The sequence below is a fragment of the Parvibaculum sp. genome (assembly GCF_049671045.1).
Taxonomy (GTDB): Bacteria; Pseudomonadota; Alphaproteobacteria; order Parvibaculales; family Parvibaculaceae; genus Parvibaculum.
On sequence record NZ_JBATUH010000064.1, the window covers coordinates 19,808 to 37,162 of the forward strand.

General features: G+C 65.2%; 17 protein-coding genes. 6 read left to right on the plus strand and 11 right to left on the minus strand.

Annotated features, from left to right (window positions below; translation table 11 throughout):
• Positions 1-4: 4 nt before the first annotated feature.
• Together WBG82_RS07740 and WBG82_RS07745 are read right to left on the minus strand one after the other, a co-directional pair.
• The gene (locus WBG82_RS07740) at positions 5-1,195 is read right to left on the minus strand and encodes an LLM class flavin-dependent oxidoreductase (protein ID WP_424423355.1); all 1,191 of its coding nucleotides are present in this window, start codon (positions 1,193-1,195) and stop codon (positions 5-7) included.
• 37 nt (positions 1,196-1,232) lie between these two features.
• Positions 1,233-1,841 (minus strand): TetR/AcrR family transcriptional regulator, encoded by a 609-nt coding sequence (locus WBG82_RS07745; RefSeq protein ID WP_424423358.1) that lies wholly within the window; start codon positions 1,839-1,841, stop codon positions 1,233-1,235.
• Between the two features lie 291 nt (positions 1,842-2,132).
• On the opposite strand from WBG82_RS07745, the gene WBG82_RS07750 reads away from it, so the two are divergent.
• Positions 2,133-2,936: an SDR family oxidoreductase gene (locus WBG82_RS07750; RefSeq protein ID WP_424423360.1), complete on the plus strand. Its 804-nt coding sequence runs from the start codon at positions 2,133-2,135 to the stop codon at positions 2,934-2,936.
• Positions 2,937-3,080: 144 nt separating this feature from the next.
• Here WBG82_RS07750 and WBG82_RS07755 read toward each other — a convergent pair whose 3' ends face one another.
• The 7 genes from WBG82_RS07755 to WBG82_RS07785 all read right to left on the minus strand — a co-directional run bounded on the left by WBG82_RS07755 (position 3,081) and on the right by WBG82_RS07785 (position 8,428).
• Entirely contained in the window at positions 3,081-3,503 is a 423-nt protein-coding gene (locus tag WBG82_RS07755; RefSeq protein ID WP_424423363.1) for a hypothetical protein, read from the minus strand.
• Positions 3,504-3,649: 146 nt separating this feature from the next.
• A complete protein-coding gene (locus tag WBG82_RS07760; protein ID WP_424423366.1) occupies positions 3,650-4,582 on the minus strand; it encodes a glutathione S-transferase family protein in 933 nt (310 codons plus the stop codon).
• A gap of 8 nt (positions 4,583-4,590) precedes the next feature.
• Entirely contained in the window at positions 4,591-5,376 is a 786-nt protein-coding gene (locus WBG82_RS07765) for a glutathione S-transferase family protein (RefSeq protein ID WP_424423369.1), read from the minus strand.
• Positions 5,377-5,477: 101 nt separating this feature from the next.
• Entirely contained in the window at positions 5,478-6,452 is a 975-nt protein-coding gene (locus tag WBG82_RS07770; RefSeq protein WP_424423371.1) for an MBL fold metallo-hydrolase, read from the minus strand.
• 10 nt (positions 6,453-6,462) lie between these two features.
• The gene (locus WBG82_RS07775; protein ID WP_424423373.1) at positions 6,463-7,314 is read right to left on the minus strand and encodes an SDR family NAD(P)-dependent oxidoreductase; all 852 of its coding nucleotides are present in this window, start codon (positions 7,312-7,314) and stop codon (positions 6,463-6,465) included.
• Positions 7,307-7,873, minus strand: a complete 567-nt coding sequence (locus tag WBG82_RS07780; RefSeq protein ID WP_424423375.1) for a carboxymuconolactone decarboxylase family protein — start codon at positions 7,871-7,873, stop codon at positions 7,307-7,309. The genes WBG82_RS07775 and WBG82_RS07780 overlap by 8 nt, the downstream gene beginning before the upstream one ends.
• A gap of 3 nt (positions 7,874-7,876) precedes the next feature.
• Positions 7,877-8,428 carry a carboxymuconolactone decarboxylase family protein gene (locus tag WBG82_RS07785; protein ID WP_424423377.1) on the minus strand — a complete coding sequence of 184 codons (552 nt, stop codon included), beginning with the start codon at positions 8,426-8,428 and terminating at the stop codon, positions 7,877-7,879.
• Between the two features lie 195 nt (positions 8,429-8,623).
• On the opposite strand from WBG82_RS07785, the gene WBG82_RS07790 reads away from it, so the two are divergent.
• The 3 genes from WBG82_RS07790 (at position 8,624) to WBG82_RS07800 (ending at position 12,745) form a co-directional block, all read left to right on the plus strand.
• Positions 8,624-10,192, plus strand: coding sequence for a fatty acid--CoA ligase (locus WBG82_RS07790; RefSeq protein WP_424423379.1), 1,569 nt, complete (start codon positions 8,624-8,626; stop codon positions 10,190-10,192).
• A 71-nt stretch (positions 10,193-10,263) separates the two neighbouring features.
• Positions 10,264-12,135 (plus strand): AMP-binding protein, encoded by a 1,872-nt coding sequence (locus WBG82_RS07795; protein ID WP_424423381.1) that lies wholly within the window; start codon positions 10,264-10,266, stop codon positions 12,133-12,135.
• 61 nt (positions 12,136-12,196) lie between these two features.
• Positions 12,197-12,745 (plus strand): DUF924 family protein, encoded by a 549-nt coding sequence (locus tag WBG82_RS07800; RefSeq protein ID WP_424423383.1) that lies wholly within the window; start codon positions 12,197-12,199, stop codon positions 12,743-12,745.
• A gap of 73 nt (positions 12,746-12,818) precedes the next feature.
• Here WBG82_RS07800 and WBG82_RS07805 read toward each other — a convergent pair whose 3' ends face one another.
• Entirely contained in the window at positions 12,819-15,044 is a 2,226-nt protein-coding gene (locus WBG82_RS07805) for a methyl-accepting chemotaxis protein (protein WP_424423385.1), read from the minus strand.
• Positions 15,045-15,314: 270 nt separating this feature from the next.
• Between WBG82_RS07805 and WBG82_RS07810 the strand changes: the two genes are divergently transcribed.
• A complete protein-coding gene (locus tag WBG82_RS07810; protein WP_424423388.1) occupies positions 15,315-15,521 on the plus strand; it encodes a hypothetical protein in 207 nt (68 codons plus the stop codon).
• 112 nt (positions 15,522-15,633) lie between these two features.
• A complete protein-coding gene (locus tag WBG82_RS07815; protein ID WP_424423391.1) occupies positions 15,634-16,572 on the plus strand; it encodes an alpha/beta hydrolase in 939 nt (312 codons plus the stop codon).
• On the opposite strand, the gene WBG82_RS07820 is transcribed toward WBG82_RS07815, so the two are convergent.
• A complete protein-coding gene (locus WBG82_RS07820; protein WP_424423394.1) occupies positions 16,569-17,342 on the minus strand; it encodes a TIGR01458 family HAD-type hydrolase in 774 nt (257 codons plus the stop codon). The genes WBG82_RS07815 and WBG82_RS07820 overlap by 4 nt on opposite strands.
• Positions 17,343-17,355 lie beyond the last annotated feature (13 nt).

The following is a 17,355-nucleotide window of genomic DNA, read 5'->3' on the forward strand; positions in this document are numbered from 1 at the left end:
GGTGTCAGTCGGCGGCCCGGGTGCCCTTGGCTTTCGCCTTGGCTTCTTCTTCCGCCTGATGCTTGGCGATGGTCTGAAGGGCGGCGTTCATGGCGGCGCCGATGAACTCGCCGGAATTCTCTGTCGCCCATTTCAGCGATGCCTCGCGGGCCTCGTTGGCGCGGTGGAATTTCGGCTTCACATGACGGGCGAAAAGCTCGTAGGAGCGTTTCGTGTTCTCGAAATTGGCCCAGTTGTGGGCAAGCAGGAGGAAGGCGCCGAAGCCCGGTATCTTCTGTTGCAGCCGCTCGATCTGGGCGATGGCGTCGTCCGGCGTGCCGACGACGGCCTGGCCGGATTCGATCATGGCGTCGAGAGGGTCCTTGCCCTCCTGCGTGTCGAGGCCCATCGGATTGATCGAGCCGAAATAGTGCCGCCATTTGTCGAAGCCGTAGCGCACCTGGGCGCGGGCCTCCTCGCGCGTTTCGGCGAGATGCATGGGACCGACGAGGCGAAGCCGCGCGGGGTCCATGACGCGGCCGTTCTCGGCCGCCGTCTTCTGCGCGACGTCCCAGTTGATGCCGAGCGCGTCATAGCCGGCCGTGTTGGTGGCCGCGACGCAGAGCATGCCGAGCCCGTGGCGCCCGGCGAGCTTGCCGCCCGATGGCGTGACCGAGCTTGCGACCGCGACTTCCGGGTGCGGCGTCGAGAAGGGGCGAAGCTGGAGCCGCGCGTTCTGGAGCTTGAACCATTCCGTCTCGGCGCTGACCGTCTCGCCCTTGAAGAGACGCAGGATCACTTCCAGCGCCTCGACCATGCGGTCGCGCTGCTTGGCGACCTCGATGCCGAGCATGAAGGCGTCCGACGGCAGAAGGCCGGGGCCGACGCCGAACATGACGCGGCCGCGCGTCTGATGATCGAGCTGGATGATCCGGTTCGCCGCCATGAGGGGGTTGTGATAGGGCAGCGAGACGACGCCCGTGCCGAGCTTGATGCGCTCGGTACGCTCGGCCGCGGCGGCGATGAAAAGCTCGGGGCTGGCGATGATCTCGTAGCCCGCCGAATGGTGCTCGCCGATCCAGGCTTCCTCATAGCCCTGCTTGTCGAGCCATTCGATGAGCTCGAGATCGCGGCGGATCGCCAGTGTCGGGTCTTCATCGACCGGGTGAAACGGTGCCAGAAATATACCGCTTCTGAGCTTGCCTTCGGTGGTCATGTGAGTGCCTTCCTGTTTCGTTCGGATTTTTTCCTCGTCAGGCTTTCTTCTTGAGCCCGTTGAGCGTGATGTCGATGATCTGGCGGCTCGCAAGTTCCGCTTCCGCCTCGGGATGCTCCGCCCACCAGGCGCTGATGGCGCTCCAGGTCGAAACGATCGCCATGGCGGCGAGTTCCGGCGCGATGCCGGGGCGCAGCTCGCCTCTTTCCTGCCCGCGCCGCACGATCGCGCTGACGAGATCGACGATGCTCTCATTGACGGCGGCGGCGGTGGCAATCAGCGTCGGCTGGTCGAGGAAGTCGCGCAGCATCTTCTGCATGACGGGGCCGTTCGTCTCCCAGGCTTCCTCGAAGGCGGAGAGAATGAGGCTCAGCTGGTCTTGCGTGTCGCCTTCATGGCCGGCAAGGCGCTCGGCGAGCGATTGCGTGATCTCGTCGTTGAATTCCTTGATCAGCGCCGCCTTGTTCTCGAAATGCAGGAAGAAGGTCGCCTTGGCGACGCCGGCGCCCGCGCAGATGTCCTCGATGGTGACGCCGTCATAGCCGCGCACCGAAAAGAGCTCCATCGCCGTGCGATAGATCTCGCGCCGCGTGCGCTCCTTCTTGCGGGCGCGCCGCGTTCCGCCGCCCGGACCTGCCTCGTCCACTTCCTTGAGGTCGCTAATGATGCTCTCCCATTGCCAAATCCGGCGCTTATAAAAATAGACCGAAGTCCACTTATCTCCAACAGTTTTGCGCCGGGCCGAAACGCCCCGAAGGGAAGGGCCGCGCGGCTCCTCTCCGGCCTCGCAGGCTCATCCCAACTCCAGTTCACGCAACGTAAAATGCCGTTGCCGGTCCTAGGGGATGTACCCTAAGAGAGAGTTCATGGGGAGCAAGGCAAAAATCGGGGCCGCAAGGCCCGGCCGAAGAAACAGCCGGAAAAAAGGAGAGAAACGATGGGACGTGTGAGCGGGAAGATTGCGCTGATCACCGGAGCCGGCAGCGGCATCGGCCGGGGGGCGGCGCTGGCGCTGGCGGCCGAGGGCGCGAAGATCGTGGCGAGCGATGTCGACGACAAGGGACTTGCCGAAACCGCCGATCTCATCGTCAAGGCGGGCGGCGCCGTCTCGACCTATCACCAGGATGTGACGAGCGAAGCGCGCTGGGCCGAGATCGTCGAGGACATCAGGAAGACAGAGGGCGCGCTGCATGTTCTCGTCAACAATGCGGGCATCGGCATCGGCGCCGACATCTTCCAGATGTCCTATGAGGACTGGCGCCGCCAGATGGCGATCAATGTCGATGGCGTCTTTTTCGGCGTGAAGCATGCCATTCCGCTCATCGCGGCGTCGGGCGGCGGCTCGGTCATCAATATTTCGTCCGTGGCCGGACTTCAGGGCGCGCCGGGCCTTGCAGGCTATTGCGCGACCAAGGGCGCGGTGCGGCTCTTCACCAAGGCGGTCGCGCTCGAATGCGCGCAGGCGAAGATGAATGTGCGCGTGAACTCGGTTCACCCCGGCATCATCGACACGGCGATCTGGCAGAAGATCCCGCAGGGCGGTGTCGGCGCCATGCGCTCGGAGCTCATCCCGGCTGGCGCCAATGCGATCGATCCCAACATGATCGCCGCGACCACGCCGCTCGGCTATGCGGGGCTTCCGGCGGACATCGCGGCGGGCATCGTGTTCCTCGCCTCCGACGAGTCGCGCTATATGACCGGCTCCGAACTCGTTATCGATGGCGGCATCACGGCGCGCTGACGCGCGCATCGCGGTGTCGGCATTACGGCGCGCTGACGCGCGTTGTGATCTTCGTATGACGGCGCGCTGACGCGCGCCTTGTGGACAAAAAGAAGGCGGAGGCCATTTCGAAACCTCCGCCTTTGTTGCCTCACGAACCGGAAATCAGTTTTCGACCCGCCAGCTTCCATCCGCCTTCTGGCAGGCCGTGCCATAGGCCTCCTCATAATGGCCGCCGACGCGCACGGTGGTGCGGTATTCGCGGCAATATTGCCCCGACGGCGATTGATAGACAGGAGAGGCGGGCGTCGCCTCGAGCGGCGCGCCATAACCGTAATAGGCCGGGCCGTAATAAGCGGGCGGCGCCCGGTAGACGACCGGCGGCGGCGCATAAACCACGGGTGGCGGCGCGTAATAATAAGGGTTGTAGTAAGGGCCGTAATAACCGCCCCAGACCGGCGCGGCGAAGATCGGAAAGCCGAGGCCGATCCCGATGCTCACGCGCCCATGTGCCGATGCGGGCGTCGCGGCCGCGCCCATGGCGACGAGGCCGAGCGCCGCTGCCGCGACGATGGAGGCGGCCCTCATCCTTCTTCCTGCATGCGCGATGGCCGACATGGCCCGTCTCCTCGATTGCGAAGGAACGTGTCCAGCAAATATACGTCCGCGGCGGCGTTTCCGGTCCCTCCGCGAACATTAAATTTGAAGATTCGCCAGCGCCGTTACGGCCCGCGTCACGCCTTCATCACGAGGAACCCGGCGCGCGGGAACTGCACGACAACCTCGCCGACGCGCGGGTCGCTACGCCTGATCGCGACGTGCTGCGCGGATGAGGAGACGAGTTCACCCATAATCGGGTCGCGGCCGTAATCATCCGCCATGACGCTCACGCGGTCGCCGGGTTTCAATCCGTTGGGCTCGCCCGCATCGGCGCGCGGCTCTTCGGTGGAGGTCGCGGCTCTGGCGATGTCGAGCGCCGCTTCCCGCGCGATCTCGTGGCGCGTGCCATGGCCGATCGCGGCGACGCGGGCTTCCCATTCGGCGACGCGCGGCCAGGCGGCGATGAGCTTCGCGCCCGCCTGCGACGTCCAGCGGATGAAGGCGAGGTTGTAGAAGACGCTGGCATCGGCAAGGCCCGCCTGCTCTCCCATGAGGAAGGCGCGGCCATCCGCGAGCTGATCGTCGATCCAGCCGAGTTGCGCGCGGAACTGCTCCGCCATGAGGGGCGCTGCCTGCTTCATGGCCGCGATGTCGAAGGAGCGGCCCGTCAGCTTCTCGCGATCCTTGATGAAGGCTTCATCGGCAAGCGCCGCGCCGCCGCCGAAGATGATGGCGACCGCCGCCTGAAAGAAGACGCGGTCGGTCCACATCGCCACGCCCCAGCCGAGGCCCCTGTCGCCGCCGACGAAGATCGAGGGCGAGGGGAAGCGGCGCTCGAGCTCGCGAATGATGATCTGCGTGTCGCAATAGATGTCAGCGCCGATCTGCATCACGGGGATCTTGCGATAGCCGCCCGTGAGCGCCACGAGTTCCGGCTTCGGCATGATGACGGGTTCGTCGCAGGCATGCCATTCGAGCTTCTTCAGCCCGAGCACCACGCGCACCTTCTCCGAGAAGGGTGACACATCATATTGATGAAGGATGATCGAATTCGCATCGGCGGCCATGGCGTTCCTCACTCGAAATCGGCGGTAAAGCGGATATTGCCCTTCTCGAGCCCCTTCAGAACGACTTCGATGCCGCCCGACCGGATCATCCATTCGAGGCGATGGTCGCGATATTCGCGCTTGAAAAGCCCCTGCTCGAGAATATTGGCGACGACCTCCATGCCGGCGATCGAGGCGGCCGCTTCCTTCAGCGTCAGCGCGACGCTCTCCCGCGCCTTCGCGCGAGCGAACCAGCGGCCGAGCGGCGAGCCCTCGTCCGGCGCGTTGCCGAAGCCGGCCGAAGTGTTGACGAAGGGCACGACAGCAAGATCGCCCCAGCCGAAGGCCGCGCCGTTGAACCAGTCGCGCGCGCCCAGTTGCCGCGCAAGCCAGGCTTGTAGTCCTTCCGTCTGCTCGGCGGCGCGCTCGCGCAGCATCTCGCCCAGTTCGCCCTCGGCGCGGCGGAACCAGCCGATCTCGCCAAGGCCCCAGTTGATCGCCTCGTAATGCGTGTCGCAGATCTCCTCGATCATGCGGATGCGGGCGCGCCCGGCGGGCGTTTCGGGCAGCAGCGCGGGGGCAGGCCACTTGTCCTCGATATATTCGAGGATGATGGTCGAATCGAAGATGCGCGTCTCGCCGTCGATGAGCACCGGCACTTCGGCGCGCGGATTGGCCTCGGCGAATTCGCCGGACGCGCCGCCCGCGCCGATGCCGCCCGGCATCTTCGCCTCGAAAGGCTCGCCCTTCTCGCGCAGCGCGATCTTCACCTTCTGCGCATAGGGCGAAAGCGGATGTTCGTAGAGCGTCAGCATGAAAGCCTCCCCAATTTCCGGATGGGCGCGATCATCCGGAGTTCGCGCCAGTCTGTCCATGCGCTGCCGGGCGGGGCTCGATCACGCCTTCGTGATGCGCGTCAGAGACGGCCCTTCGCCTTTGCGATGGCGGCCATCTGGCCGAAGAGCGAGGCCGCGTCATTGGGCGTCTCGTCGCCCGAGAATTCCTTATAGAGCGTCGCGACATTGACGACGATGCGCTCGCCATCGCCCCAGCTGTCGTAATCCGACATGTCGATGTCGAGGGCGGCCTCGAGCGGCGAGAGGCCCGCATCGTAGCGCTTCCTCGCCTCGTCGCGCACATAGACGAGATAGTCGCGCACGGCCTTGACGCCCTTCTTGTCGGTGATGGGGCCGTGGCCGGGCACCACCGTCTCGACATCCATGCCCATGATGCGGTCGCAGGCGGCGATCCAGTTCGCCACCGGGCCTTCCCACATGATCGGGTGGCCTTCGATGAAGAGAATGTCGCCGGTGAAGACGATCCGGTCCTCCGGCACATGGACGAGCGCGTCGCCCGGCGTATGCGCGGGCCCGACATGCATGATCTTTACCGTCTTCGAGCCGACATGGCGTGTCAGTTCCGTCTCGAAGGTCGTTGTCGGCAGCGTCTGCGTCACGCCCTTGAAGTCGAAGGCGCCGAAGCAGCGGGTGATGAAGGATCCGAGATCGCCGAGCTGCGGCGCCATGTCGAGAAAGCCCGCGAGAAGTTGGGGCGGCTCATGCGCCATCGCTTCTTTCGCGAGCTTGTGGGCGATGATTTCGGCGCCCTCGCAGCATTCATTGCCGTTGCAATGGTCGCCATTGTGATGCGTGTTGACGACGGTTCCGATGCGGGCGGCCGCCCTGGGCTCCGCCTTGCGCATCGCCGCCAGCATCTCGCGCGTCAGCGGCACGTCGAAGAGCGTGTCGACGATGAGCGATTCGCCCTGATCGACGATGAGCCCCGCATTCGACCAGCCCCAGCCACCATCCGGCTGAAGCCAGGCATAGGCGCCGTTTCCGAGATCGTGCAAACCCTTCGTGTACTGATAGCGGCTGAGGCCCAATCCCATTTTCCGTTCCTCACGAAATGCCGGTCATGCCGCTGTCGACGGCCATGACCTGCGCGTTCACATAGACGCTCTCATCCGAGATGAAGAAAAGCGCGGCATAGGCGATCTCCCAGCCGGTCGCCTGGCGCCCGAATGGCGTCGGCGCGCGGCCGCGCGAGGGGCGGCCTTGCGTGGCGAGGCGGCCGAGCGGCGTGTCGACAAGGCCGGGGGCGACGATGTTGGCGCGGACGCCGCGCCGCGCGCCTTCGAGCGCGACATGGCGCATGAGCCCGCCAAGGGCCGCCTTGGAGGCGTCATAGGCGGGGAGCCGCGAGCCGGCGACGAGGCCCGCGATGGAGGAGATGAAGACGATGGAGGCGCCGTCCGCAAGCTTCGGCAGGGCCGCCCTGCAGGTGAGCATCGGTCCGCGCAGGTTGATCGCGAGGGTCTTGTCCCAATCCTCGGGCGTCGCGCCCTCAAGACCGAGGGCGCCGACGCCGACGCCGACATTGAGGACGAGGCCGTCGAGCCCGCCGAGGCGTGCGGCCGCCTCATCCACCATGCGGGCGACCTGGTCGGGCTTCGAGATATCGGCCTCGATCGCCATTGCCTTGCCGCCCTCGGCCGCGATCCGCGCTATGGTTTCTTCCGCGGCGGGAAGGTTCATGTCGGCGACGGCGACCGAGGCGCCTTCGCGGGCGAACAGGATCGACATGGCGCGGCCATTGCCGATCGGGTCGGTCGCGGCATCGACGGTGCGCTGGCCGCCGCCGACGACGAGGATCCTGCGGCCCTTGAGCCGGCCGCGGCCGGGAGCCTCTCCTTGCGATTCCGCCGAGGGCGGACGGACATAGCGTTCGGACGGTTTGCCTTCGTCAGCCATTTGCGCTCACACCCCGCTTGATTTCCTCCAGTCCGCTGCCCTCGATGTCCTGCGCCTCGATCTCGATCTCGAAGGTTTCGAGATAGCGGCAGACGAGAATATAGACGCCGACGATGATGACGAGTTCCTGAATTCCCGTATCGCCGAGATGGGCGCGGGCCGCATCGAAAAGCGCCTTGTCGGCCTTCACATGGGCGACGAGGTCGTCGGCAAGGGCGAGCGCGGCGTTTTCGGCGTCGCTGAAAAGAGCGCAGGGGAGCTTGCCGCCCGCCGCCCCGATGCGCGCCTCGGACATGCCGATCGTGCGCGAGACGCGGATGTGCTGATGCAATTCATAGGCCGAGCCGCAGAGATGGCCGACGCGCAGGATGACAAGCTCGCGAAGCTCGGCATCGAGGACGCCTTCATTGAGATAGGCGTTGATGAGCGACATGAAGGGCACGAAGGAGGCGCCGCTTCCCGCGATCATGCGGAAGATGTTCAGGGCGGGGAGCGTTTCCAGCAGCTTGCGGCTCGCTTCCGGCAGGCTGACCGGATCGGGATAGGGGATGCGCGCCATCGTTCAGTCCGCCATCCCCGGCAGCTTCACGGTAGGCTCCTTGCCCTTTTCCTCGATATCGACGTCGAAAGTCTCAAGGAAGCAGCTCACCATGGTGTAATAGCCGATGGTGACGACAAGCTCCTGAAGCTCCCTGTGGGAGAGTTTCGCGGCCAGCGGGTCGAATGTGGCGTCGGAGGCGCGCGTGTTCTTCACGATGTCGTCGGTGAAGCGCATGACCAGGCGCTCCATCTCGTTGAAGGCGGCGGCTTCGGGTCCCTCATGGATCGCCCTGATTTTTTCCTCCGGCATGCCGAGCTGGCGCGAGATGCGTTCGTGCTGGTGGACCTCGTAGGTCGAGCCCCGGAGCACGCCGACACGGACGATGGCGATTTCGCGCAGGACGGGATCGAGCTTCGAGAAGACCAGAATGGCGTTTCCGAGCTTCACGAAGGCATCGAGCATGTCGCCCGAATGGCCGAGCATGCGGAAGATGTTGAGCGGCGGAAGCTTCCGGTAGGCCTCCCTGGCGCGGCCTTCGGCCTGCGCGGGATCGAAATATGGAATGCGTGCCATGGCGTGTCTCCCCGGGCGTTGTTCTTTGGTTGGCGCCAGTTTGAGGGCGAACTTCCCCAGCGTCCAGCGGGAAGCGGCGGCGCGTTTTCGCGCCTGCTTGCCCGTCGGAAATTCGCCGCTAAACTCAGGTCCAATTACGAGGGTGGAAACGCCCCACGGCCGTGAACAAAGCCTTTATCCGGGAGGGGAGATTCGATGTTCGACCGCGAGCAAATCCGTGCTGCCGCCGATATCACGCGCGTGCAGGCCAGGGTCATTCCGAATGACGTCGCGCAGGTTTTCGAGGAGCGCGTCACGACCTATGGGCAGCTCGATGCGCGCTCGAACAGCGTCGCCCAGGGCTTCATCGCCGAAGGCTGCAAGCCCGGCGCGCGCGTCGGCTTCATCGGCAAGAATTCCGACCGCTATTTCGAGATGCTGCATGGCGCCTTCAAGGCCAAGGCGGTGGTCGTCGGCGTCAACTGGCGCCTCGCCGCGCCGGAAATCGCCTATGTGCTCAACGACGCCAAGGCCGAGATGGTCTTTGTCGGGGCGGAATTCTACGACGTCGTGGCGCAGGTCCTCGCCGAGTGCCCCAGCGTCAAGCGCGTGGTGGCGCTCGATGGCGGCCGCGTCGACTGGATTTCCTTCGACGAGTGGCGCGACAGTTTTCCCGCCACGGACCCGAAGTTCGAGCATCATATCGACGACGATGTCATCCAGCTCTATACGAGCGGCACGACCGGCCATCCGAAAGGCGTGCAACTCACCAACAGGAACTATCTCTCCGTCTTCGAGGAGGGCGAGGCTTCCGGCTGGGCGGACTGGAAGCGCGGTGAGGTCAATCTCGTCTGCATGCCGCTTTTCCATGTCGCGGGCGTCAATATCGGCGTCATCGGCCATGCCCATGGCACGAAGAACATCATCCTCAAGGATGTCGATCCGCAGGCGATCCTCAAGCTCATCGAGGGCGAGAAGATCAACGTCGCCTTCATGGTTCCGGCGGTGATCCTGTTCCTGCTTCAGCAGCCGAACATCAAGACGACCGACGTTTCCTCCCTGCGCCAGATCCTTTATGGCGCCTCGCCCATCGCGGAAGACGTGCTGCGCCAGGCGCAGGCGACCTTCAACGCCGATTTCATCCAGCTCTACGGCCTCACCGAGACGACGGGCGGCGCGACCTATCTGCCGCCCGAGGCGCATGACCCGGCGAAGGGCAAGCTGCGCTCCTGCGGCATTCCCTATCCCAACATGCAGATCCGCGTCGTCGACGAGAAGGGCAACGACGTGCCGCAGGGCGGCGTCGGCGAGATCGTCATCAAGGGCGGCATGGTGATGAAGGGCTACTGGAACCGGCCCGAGGCGACGGCCGAGGCGGTGAAGGATGGCTGGTTCCATTCGGGCGATGCCGGCTATTTCGATGCGGATGGCTATCTCTACATTCACGATCGCGTGAAGGACATGATCGTGTCCGGCGGCGAGAACATCTATCCCGCCGAGGTCGAGAACGCGCTTTTCGGCCATCCGGCGGTTGCCGACGTCGCCGTCATCGGCGTGCCGGACGAGCGCTGGGGCGAGGCGGTCAAGGCCTGCGTCGTGCTGAAGCCGGGCATGTCGGTGGAGCCGGGCGAGATCATCGCCTTCGCCAAGACGCGCATCGCCTCCTACAAGGTGCCGAAGTCGATCGATTTCATCGAAGCGCTGCCGCGCAACCCCTCGGGCAAGATCCTCCGGCGCGAATTGCGCAAGCCCTTCTGGGAAGGCCGCGCGCGCATGGTCAACTGATCGCGTCCCGGAAGGCGGACGGGCGGCCCATGGGGCCCGCAGCAGGAATTTGAAACGAGAGGAAACCCCAGATGAGCCTTGCCACTGCCGCGAAGACGAGCCTGCCACCCTTCAAACCGCTGAAGCAGAAGCCGCCGAAGATCAAGGTCGAGAGCAAGGCAGATGGGACGGTCTATATCTCATCGGAATATCCGCTCGGGCCGATGCAGCGCTCGACCGTGCATATTCTCGAGGAGAAGGCGGCGCTCCATCCGGCGCGCAACTATATCGGCGAGCGCGACAAGTCGGGCGAGTGGCGCTACATCACCTATGGCGAGGCGGACCGCGCTGCCAACGCCGTCGCCACCGCGCTTCTCGCGCGTGGCATGGGCCAGTCGACGCCGCTCCTCATCCTGTCGGGCAATTCCATTCAGCATGCGGTGATGATGCTCGGGGCGATGAAGGCGGGCGTGCCGGTCGCGCCCGTCAGCGTGCCCTATTCGCTGATGAGTTCGGATTTCTCCAAGCTGCGCCATGTCTTCGAGCTGACGCGGCCGCGCATGATCTTCGCCGAGCAGGGAGCGCTTTTCGAGCGCGCGCTGCGGGCGCTCGATCTTTCGAGCGTCGATGTCGTCACCTGCGACGGCGTGCCGGAGGGGGTTGCGAGCTTCCATTACGATGCGCTTCTCGCCACGCCGGTCGACGAGGCGGCGGTGCGCGCCTCGATGGACAGGATCGACCACGACACGGTGGCGAAGTATCTCTTCACCTCCGGCTCCACGGGCATGCCAAAGGGCGTCATCCAGACGCATCGCATGATGATGGCGCTCGTCGCCGCGCAGGAGGCGCTCCGGACCGAGGAGCCAGACCCTGAGGATATTCCGCAGAGCCTCGAATGGATGCCGTGGAATCACATCTCGGCCGGCAATATCGGTTTCAACGCCAATCTTCAGGCGGGCGGCACGGTGCATCTCGATGCGGGCAAGCCGGTTCCGGGCCTCTTCGAGCAGACGATCCGCAATCTGCGCGATGTGAGCCCGCGCGTATTCGGGTCCGCGCCCGTTGCCTTCGCGATGCTCGCGGACGCGATGGAGAAGGACCCCGAGCTTCGCAAGAGCTTCTTCCGCAATCTCGAATATATGGGTTATGGCGGGGCGACGCTTTCCAGCGACATCTATGACCGCATGCAGGCGCTCGCCATCGAGGAGACGGGATACCGCATCCCGCTCACGACCATGTATGGCGCGACGGAGACGCAGGGCATCACGGTCGTCCATTGGGTGACGGAGCGCGTCGGCCTTATCGGCCTGCCGCTGCCGGGCATCACGCTCAAGCTCGCGCCCTTCGGCACCAAGCTCGAGGTGCGCGTCAAGGGGCCGACGGTGACGCCGGGCTATCTCAACGATGCGAAGAAGACGGCCGAGGCTTTCGACGAGGAAGGCTTCTATGCGCTGGGCGATGCGGCGCGCTTCCTCGATCCCGAGAGGCCGGAGGAAGGCATCGTCTTCGATGGCCGTGTCACGGAAGACTTCAAGCTCTCGTCGGGCACATGGGTTTCGACGGGCACGCTGCGCGCCGATGTGGTCGGCGCCTGTACGCCCGTGCTTCAGGACGCGGTCATCTGCGGCCTCGACAAGCCCTATATCGGCCTTCTCGCCTGGCCCAATCTCGCCGCGGCGCGGGCCGTCGCCGGGCTCGGCGATACGGCGACCCCGCAGGAGATCGTCTCCCATCCGAAGCTCGTCGCCTATGTGCGCGAGGCATTGCAGCGCCACAACAAGGCGGGTGGCGGTTCGTCGACGCGCATCGCGCGCATTCACCTCATGACCGAGCCGCCCTCGATCGACGGGCACGAGATCACCGACAAGGGCTATGTCAATCAGCGGGCGACGCTGGACCGGCGCGGCCATCTCGTCGCGCGGCTCTATGAGGAGCCGGCGCCGGAAGACGTGATCGTCATCTGAAGGTAAACGCTCCCTGTCGCGCGAGACGCGCGGCAGGGGGCTTCAAGGCAGAGCAACCGGCATGACCATTGCGCGGCCCCGCGAAATTCTCGACTTCTGGTTCGGCGCGGGGCCGGAAAAATGGTTCGCGAAGGATGACGCCTTCGATGCCGAGATCGGCCGCCTCTTCGCCCCGACGCATGAAGCCGCCTCCGAGGGCAGGCTCGACGACTGGGCGCGCGACGCGCAAGGCGCGCTGGCGCTCGTCATCGTGCTCGATCAGTTTTCGCGCAATCTCCATCGCGGCGATCATCGTGCCTTTTCAAACGATGCGAAGGCGCTCGGCCTCGCGCGCGAGGCGATCCGGCGGCGTTTCGATGTCGAGGTGCCGGCGCTGGCGCGGCAATGGTTCTATCTGCCCTTCATGCATTCCGAGGATATGGCGGTGCAGGAGGAGAGCCTGCATTTCTATTCGACCCGGATCGAAGATCCCGTCGCGCTGCGCTTCGCCAGGGAGCATGCGGAGATCATTCGCCGCTTCGGGCGTTTCCCTCATCGAAATGCCGTCCTCGGCCGTCAGACGACGGCCGAGGAACAGAGCTATCTCGATGGCGGCGGCTTCGCGGGCTGAGCCCGCAAGTTCTGCCGGTTGCGCCCGTCAGCTGTTCGGGCTGCGCCGTGTCAGCTTTTCGGGCTGCGCCGCGTCAGGCGGCCCGCACTTCGGTCAGGAAGCGGTCGACCTCGGCGCTGAGCTTTGCCGCCTGCGCCGAGAGTTCGGTCGCGGCGCGGCGCACGAGGCTCGCGGCGCCCGCCGATTCATTCGCGGCGCCCGTGACGTCGAGAATGTTGTTCGCGACCTCGCGGCTGCCATCCGCGACTTCGGAGACATTGCGCGAGATTTCCCGCGTCGTCATGTTCTGCTGATCGACCGATTCCGAGATCGAGCGTCCGATCTCGTTGATCTGCGCGATGATGTGGCTGATCTGCTGGATCGCGGCCACCGTTTCGCCGGTCGAGCCCTGGATGGCGCCGATCTGCTGGGCGATTTCCTCGGTCGCCTTCGCGGTCTGGGTGGCGAGCGCCTTCACTTCGGTCGCAACCACCGCAAAGCCCCGGCCCGCCTCACCCGCCCGCGCCGCCTCGATGGTGGCGTTGAGGGCGAGCAGGTTCGTCTGGCCGGCGATCTGCTGGATGAGCGTCACGATCTCGCCGATCTGGCGGGCGGCGGTGGTGAGCGCCTCGACCTTGGCGTTGGTTTCGGCGGCGGTCGAGTTCGCCTGAGCGCCGATCTCGTTCGATTTCGCCGTCTGCCGGCGGATTTCCTCGATCGAGATCGCCATTTCCTCGGTTGCGCTCGCAACCGTCTGGATGTTGGCAGTCGTCTGTTCGGAGGCGCTTGCGACCATCGAGGCGCGCTCGTTCGTGACCTCGGCCGTCTGCGTCATGGCGACGGAGGTCTGCTCCATCTCGGATGCGGCCGTGCTCACGCTCTCGAGCATTTCCTTCATCGAGGCATCGAAGTCGGCGATCATCGTCTCGATCGCGGCGGCGCGCTTTTCCTTCTCGGCGCGCTCGATCTCCTGTTGCCGCTCGAGGTGCTGGCGCTCGATCGCATTGGCGCGGAAAATCTCGACGGCGGCGGTCATTTCGCCGATCTCGTCGCGACGGTCGGCGCCGTTCAGTTCGACCGACGTATCGCCATTGGCGAGCTGGCGCATCGCGCCGGTCAGGTTGGTGATGGGCTTGGAGATCTGGCGCGCGAAGAATACGCCGCCCGCCGAGACGCAGATGAGAAGCAGGAGCGCGACGCCGAGCATGGTGTTGCGCATGGCCATGAGCGGCGCCTTGACCTCGCTCGTCGCCACCTGCGCCACGAGCGCCCAGCGAACGCCGTTGAACTCGATGGGCGTGGCGAAAGTCTCGACCTCATAGCCGAGCGTGCCCTTGTCGATGCTGAAAGTGTTTTCGCCAACCTGCTTGGTATGCGTATTGGTGTTGAAGAGCATCTTCACCGCTTCGGCATCGATCTCGCGCGTCAGGATCGTCGGCTCCTTCATGAGGCGCGAATTGTTGCGCATCAGGAAGTCCTCGCCGACGAGCATCAGCTCGCCCGTCTTTCCGAGGCCCTCGGTGACGTTCATGATGGCGTTGAAGCGGCTCACCGGCACACGGAAGGCGATGACGCCGAGGCGCGCGCCCGCGCGATCGAAGATCGGAGCGGCGATGAAGCTCGCCGGCTTGTCGCCGATGGGGCCATAGGGCGCATAGTCGAAGAAGACGAGATTGTTGGGATCGCTCTCGCCGTCCGAGACCTCGAAAGCGTAGGAGAGATCGGTGCGGTCCTTCCTGGTGACGGAAGGCGGATAGACGTTCGATCCGTAATCGGCGCCCTTGTTGACCGTGTAGACGACGTTGCCGTCCTGATCGATGAGATAGAGCTCCTCATAGCCGCGTTCCTGAAGGAACTTGCGGAAGCCGTGATGATAGCCGTCGTGAAGGCCCGCATATTCGGTGCCGTCCGTCATCACGTCTTCGCTGCCGGTCTTGTAAAGCTCGCGGAAATGCGCGACGGGGTCGCCGTCATTCTTTGCCGAGCGCCAGGCGGAGGCGAAGTCGTACATGGCGTCCTGCACGAACGGGCTCTGCGCCATGTAGCGCAGATCCTGATCAACGGAGGCGAGATAATCCTGAAGCGCGGCCTTGCGTCCGTGGAGGAGAGCGTCGAAGCGTTCCTTGATTTCCTTGTTGGTGTTGCTCGCCGCTTCCATATAGCTCGACACGCCGATGCCGATGGCGAGCAGAAGCGCCGCCGAGACGACGATGAGCTGCATCTTGATCGCGATGCGCAGTGTCGGGAGACGGTCGGTCGGAATACGCGGCAGACGCGGCATGCGCGGCATGCGGAGTTTCGTCGGGCTCGTCAGCTTCATTGTCCTGCACCTCGTGACCGTTGGTGGATGCAGCGCCTCTCCCCTAGAGGTACTTTCTTGAACAGCGGTTTTAGCGTGGGTGCGTAAAAGGGAACTTAATCCGCGCCGGATTGGAAAGAATCTGCCGGGCCGGAGGTATTTCCTTTCCGGTAAGCTTTGCCGCCCGGCCCGGCGCATTCCCCGTAACGCATTGATTCCAGTGACGAACGGGTCTGGCCCGGCGGTTGCAATGTCATGGGCAGTTCACTCGCCTAGCCGGAGTTAAGCCCCATGATGACCGATCACGAACTCAATCTGCTCGCTGCCTACATGTTCGATACGCATGGCCCGAAGGCGCTTCAGTATGCGGACACGGCGGTGGACGAGCTTGAGCAGATCGGCGAGCGGACCAGGGCGGAAGCCTGGCGGAGCCTGCGGCGCGTCGTCGTGGACATGATCGAGGGCCGCCGTTCGCGCGACGGCGAGGTTCTGCACTGAGGGAGCGCGGCTGACGCAGCGTCCGGCACTTCTTTCCGGGATCGCTTTGCGAAACCGCGCCCGCGCCGCTAAAACCATCCTCCGGAATTCTGGACCAAAGGGGGAAATGGATATGGCGCTCGACCCGCAGGCAAAGGCTCTTCTCGACGGCATGGCGGCCAACAAGGACGCGCCGAGGATCATCGATCTGCCGCCGGCCGGCGCCCGCGAGCTTTACCGCGCCATGGCGGCGCAGCTCGATCTCTCCGGTCTTCCGATCGGCAAGATCGAGGATCGCAAGATCGCCGGGCCCGCGGGCGAAATCCCCGTGCGCCTTTACACGCCTGTCGCCGCTGGCGGCGCGCCGCTGCCCGTGCTCGTCTATTTCCATGGCGGCGGCTGGGTGATCGGCGATCTGGAGACGCATGACGCGCTTTGCCGCAGTCTTGCCAATGAAAGCGGCTGCAAGGTCGTCGCCGTCGATTATCGTCTCGCGCCGGAGCACAGGTTTCCCGCCGCGGCGGAGGATGCGCTTGCCGCCGTCTCATGGGTCGAAGCGGATGCGGCCTCCATCGGCGTCGATCCCAATCGCATCGCCGTTGCCGGCGACAGCGCGGGCGGCAATCTCGCCGCTGTCGTCTCGCAGCTCGCGCGCGACGCGAAGGGGCCGCGCATCGCCTTCCAGATGCTGATCTATCCGGTGACCGACACGGACACGGATACCGGCTCCTACCGCGCCTTCGGCACGGGGCATTTTCTCGAGCGCGACGGCATGGTCTGGTTCTTCGATCACTATGCAAGCGGGGCCGACCGCGCCGATCCGCGGCTTGCGCCGCTCAAGGCGCGCTCGCTTCAGGGCCTGCCGGCGGCCTATGTCGTCACGGCCGGGCATGACGTGCTGCGCGACGAGGGCCGCGCCTATGCCGAGGCGCTTAAGGCGGCTGGCGTCCCCGTCGAATATGTCAATTACGAAGGCATGATCCACGGCTTCTTCAATCTGCAGGCCGTGCTCGATGTCGCGCGCGACGCGGTGAAGGCAGCCGGAAAGGCGCTGAAGGACGCGCTCGCCTAACGGACGGGCGAGCGGCCGAGCACTTCGTCCACGACCTCGGCGATGGAGGGCAGCACGCGGCCGCCGCCCTTCATCGCCCTTGTCTCGTCGCCTTCGCGGAATTTTCCTGTCCTGACCAGAGCGGCCTCGAAGCCCGCCGCGATCGCGCCCAGCACGTCGGCATCGACGTCATCGCCCACCATCAGCGTTTCGGCCGGATCGAGCCCCGCGCTTGCGGCAGCAGCGAGGAAGAAGGCGGGGTCGGGCTTTCCGAGCAACCGCGCCTTCGCGCCGCTTGCATATTCGAGCGCGGCGACAAAAGGGCCCGCATCGAGATCGAGCCCGTCCGCGCCCCGGAAATAGCGGTTGCGCGCGAGGGCATAGAGGCGTCCCCCCTCGATGAGGATGCGGAAGGCGCGGTTGAGGCGCTCATAGGTGAAGCCGGGCCCCGCATCGCCGATGAGCACGCTGTCGGGCTCGTCCGCCTCGGGCGGGCAATCCACGCGCAGATTCTCATGGACGAGGAGAAAAGGCCGGGCGCCATCGCGGGCGAGCGCCGCGCGGGCGACTTCGCCCGTGGTCACGAGGTCGGAGGGCGCGACATCGAGGCCCATGCGGGCGAGCCTTGCGAGAAGGCCCGCCTTCGAGTTGCGCGTGGTGTTGGTGACGAGGCGGGAGGGGAAACCGGCCTCGCGCAGGCGCGCGAGAGCCGACGCCGCGCCCGGAAGCGCGCTCTCGGCCTGATAGAGCACGCCGTCGACATCGAGCAGCAGTCCCTTGATGGCGCCCATGGGGTCCTCGCCT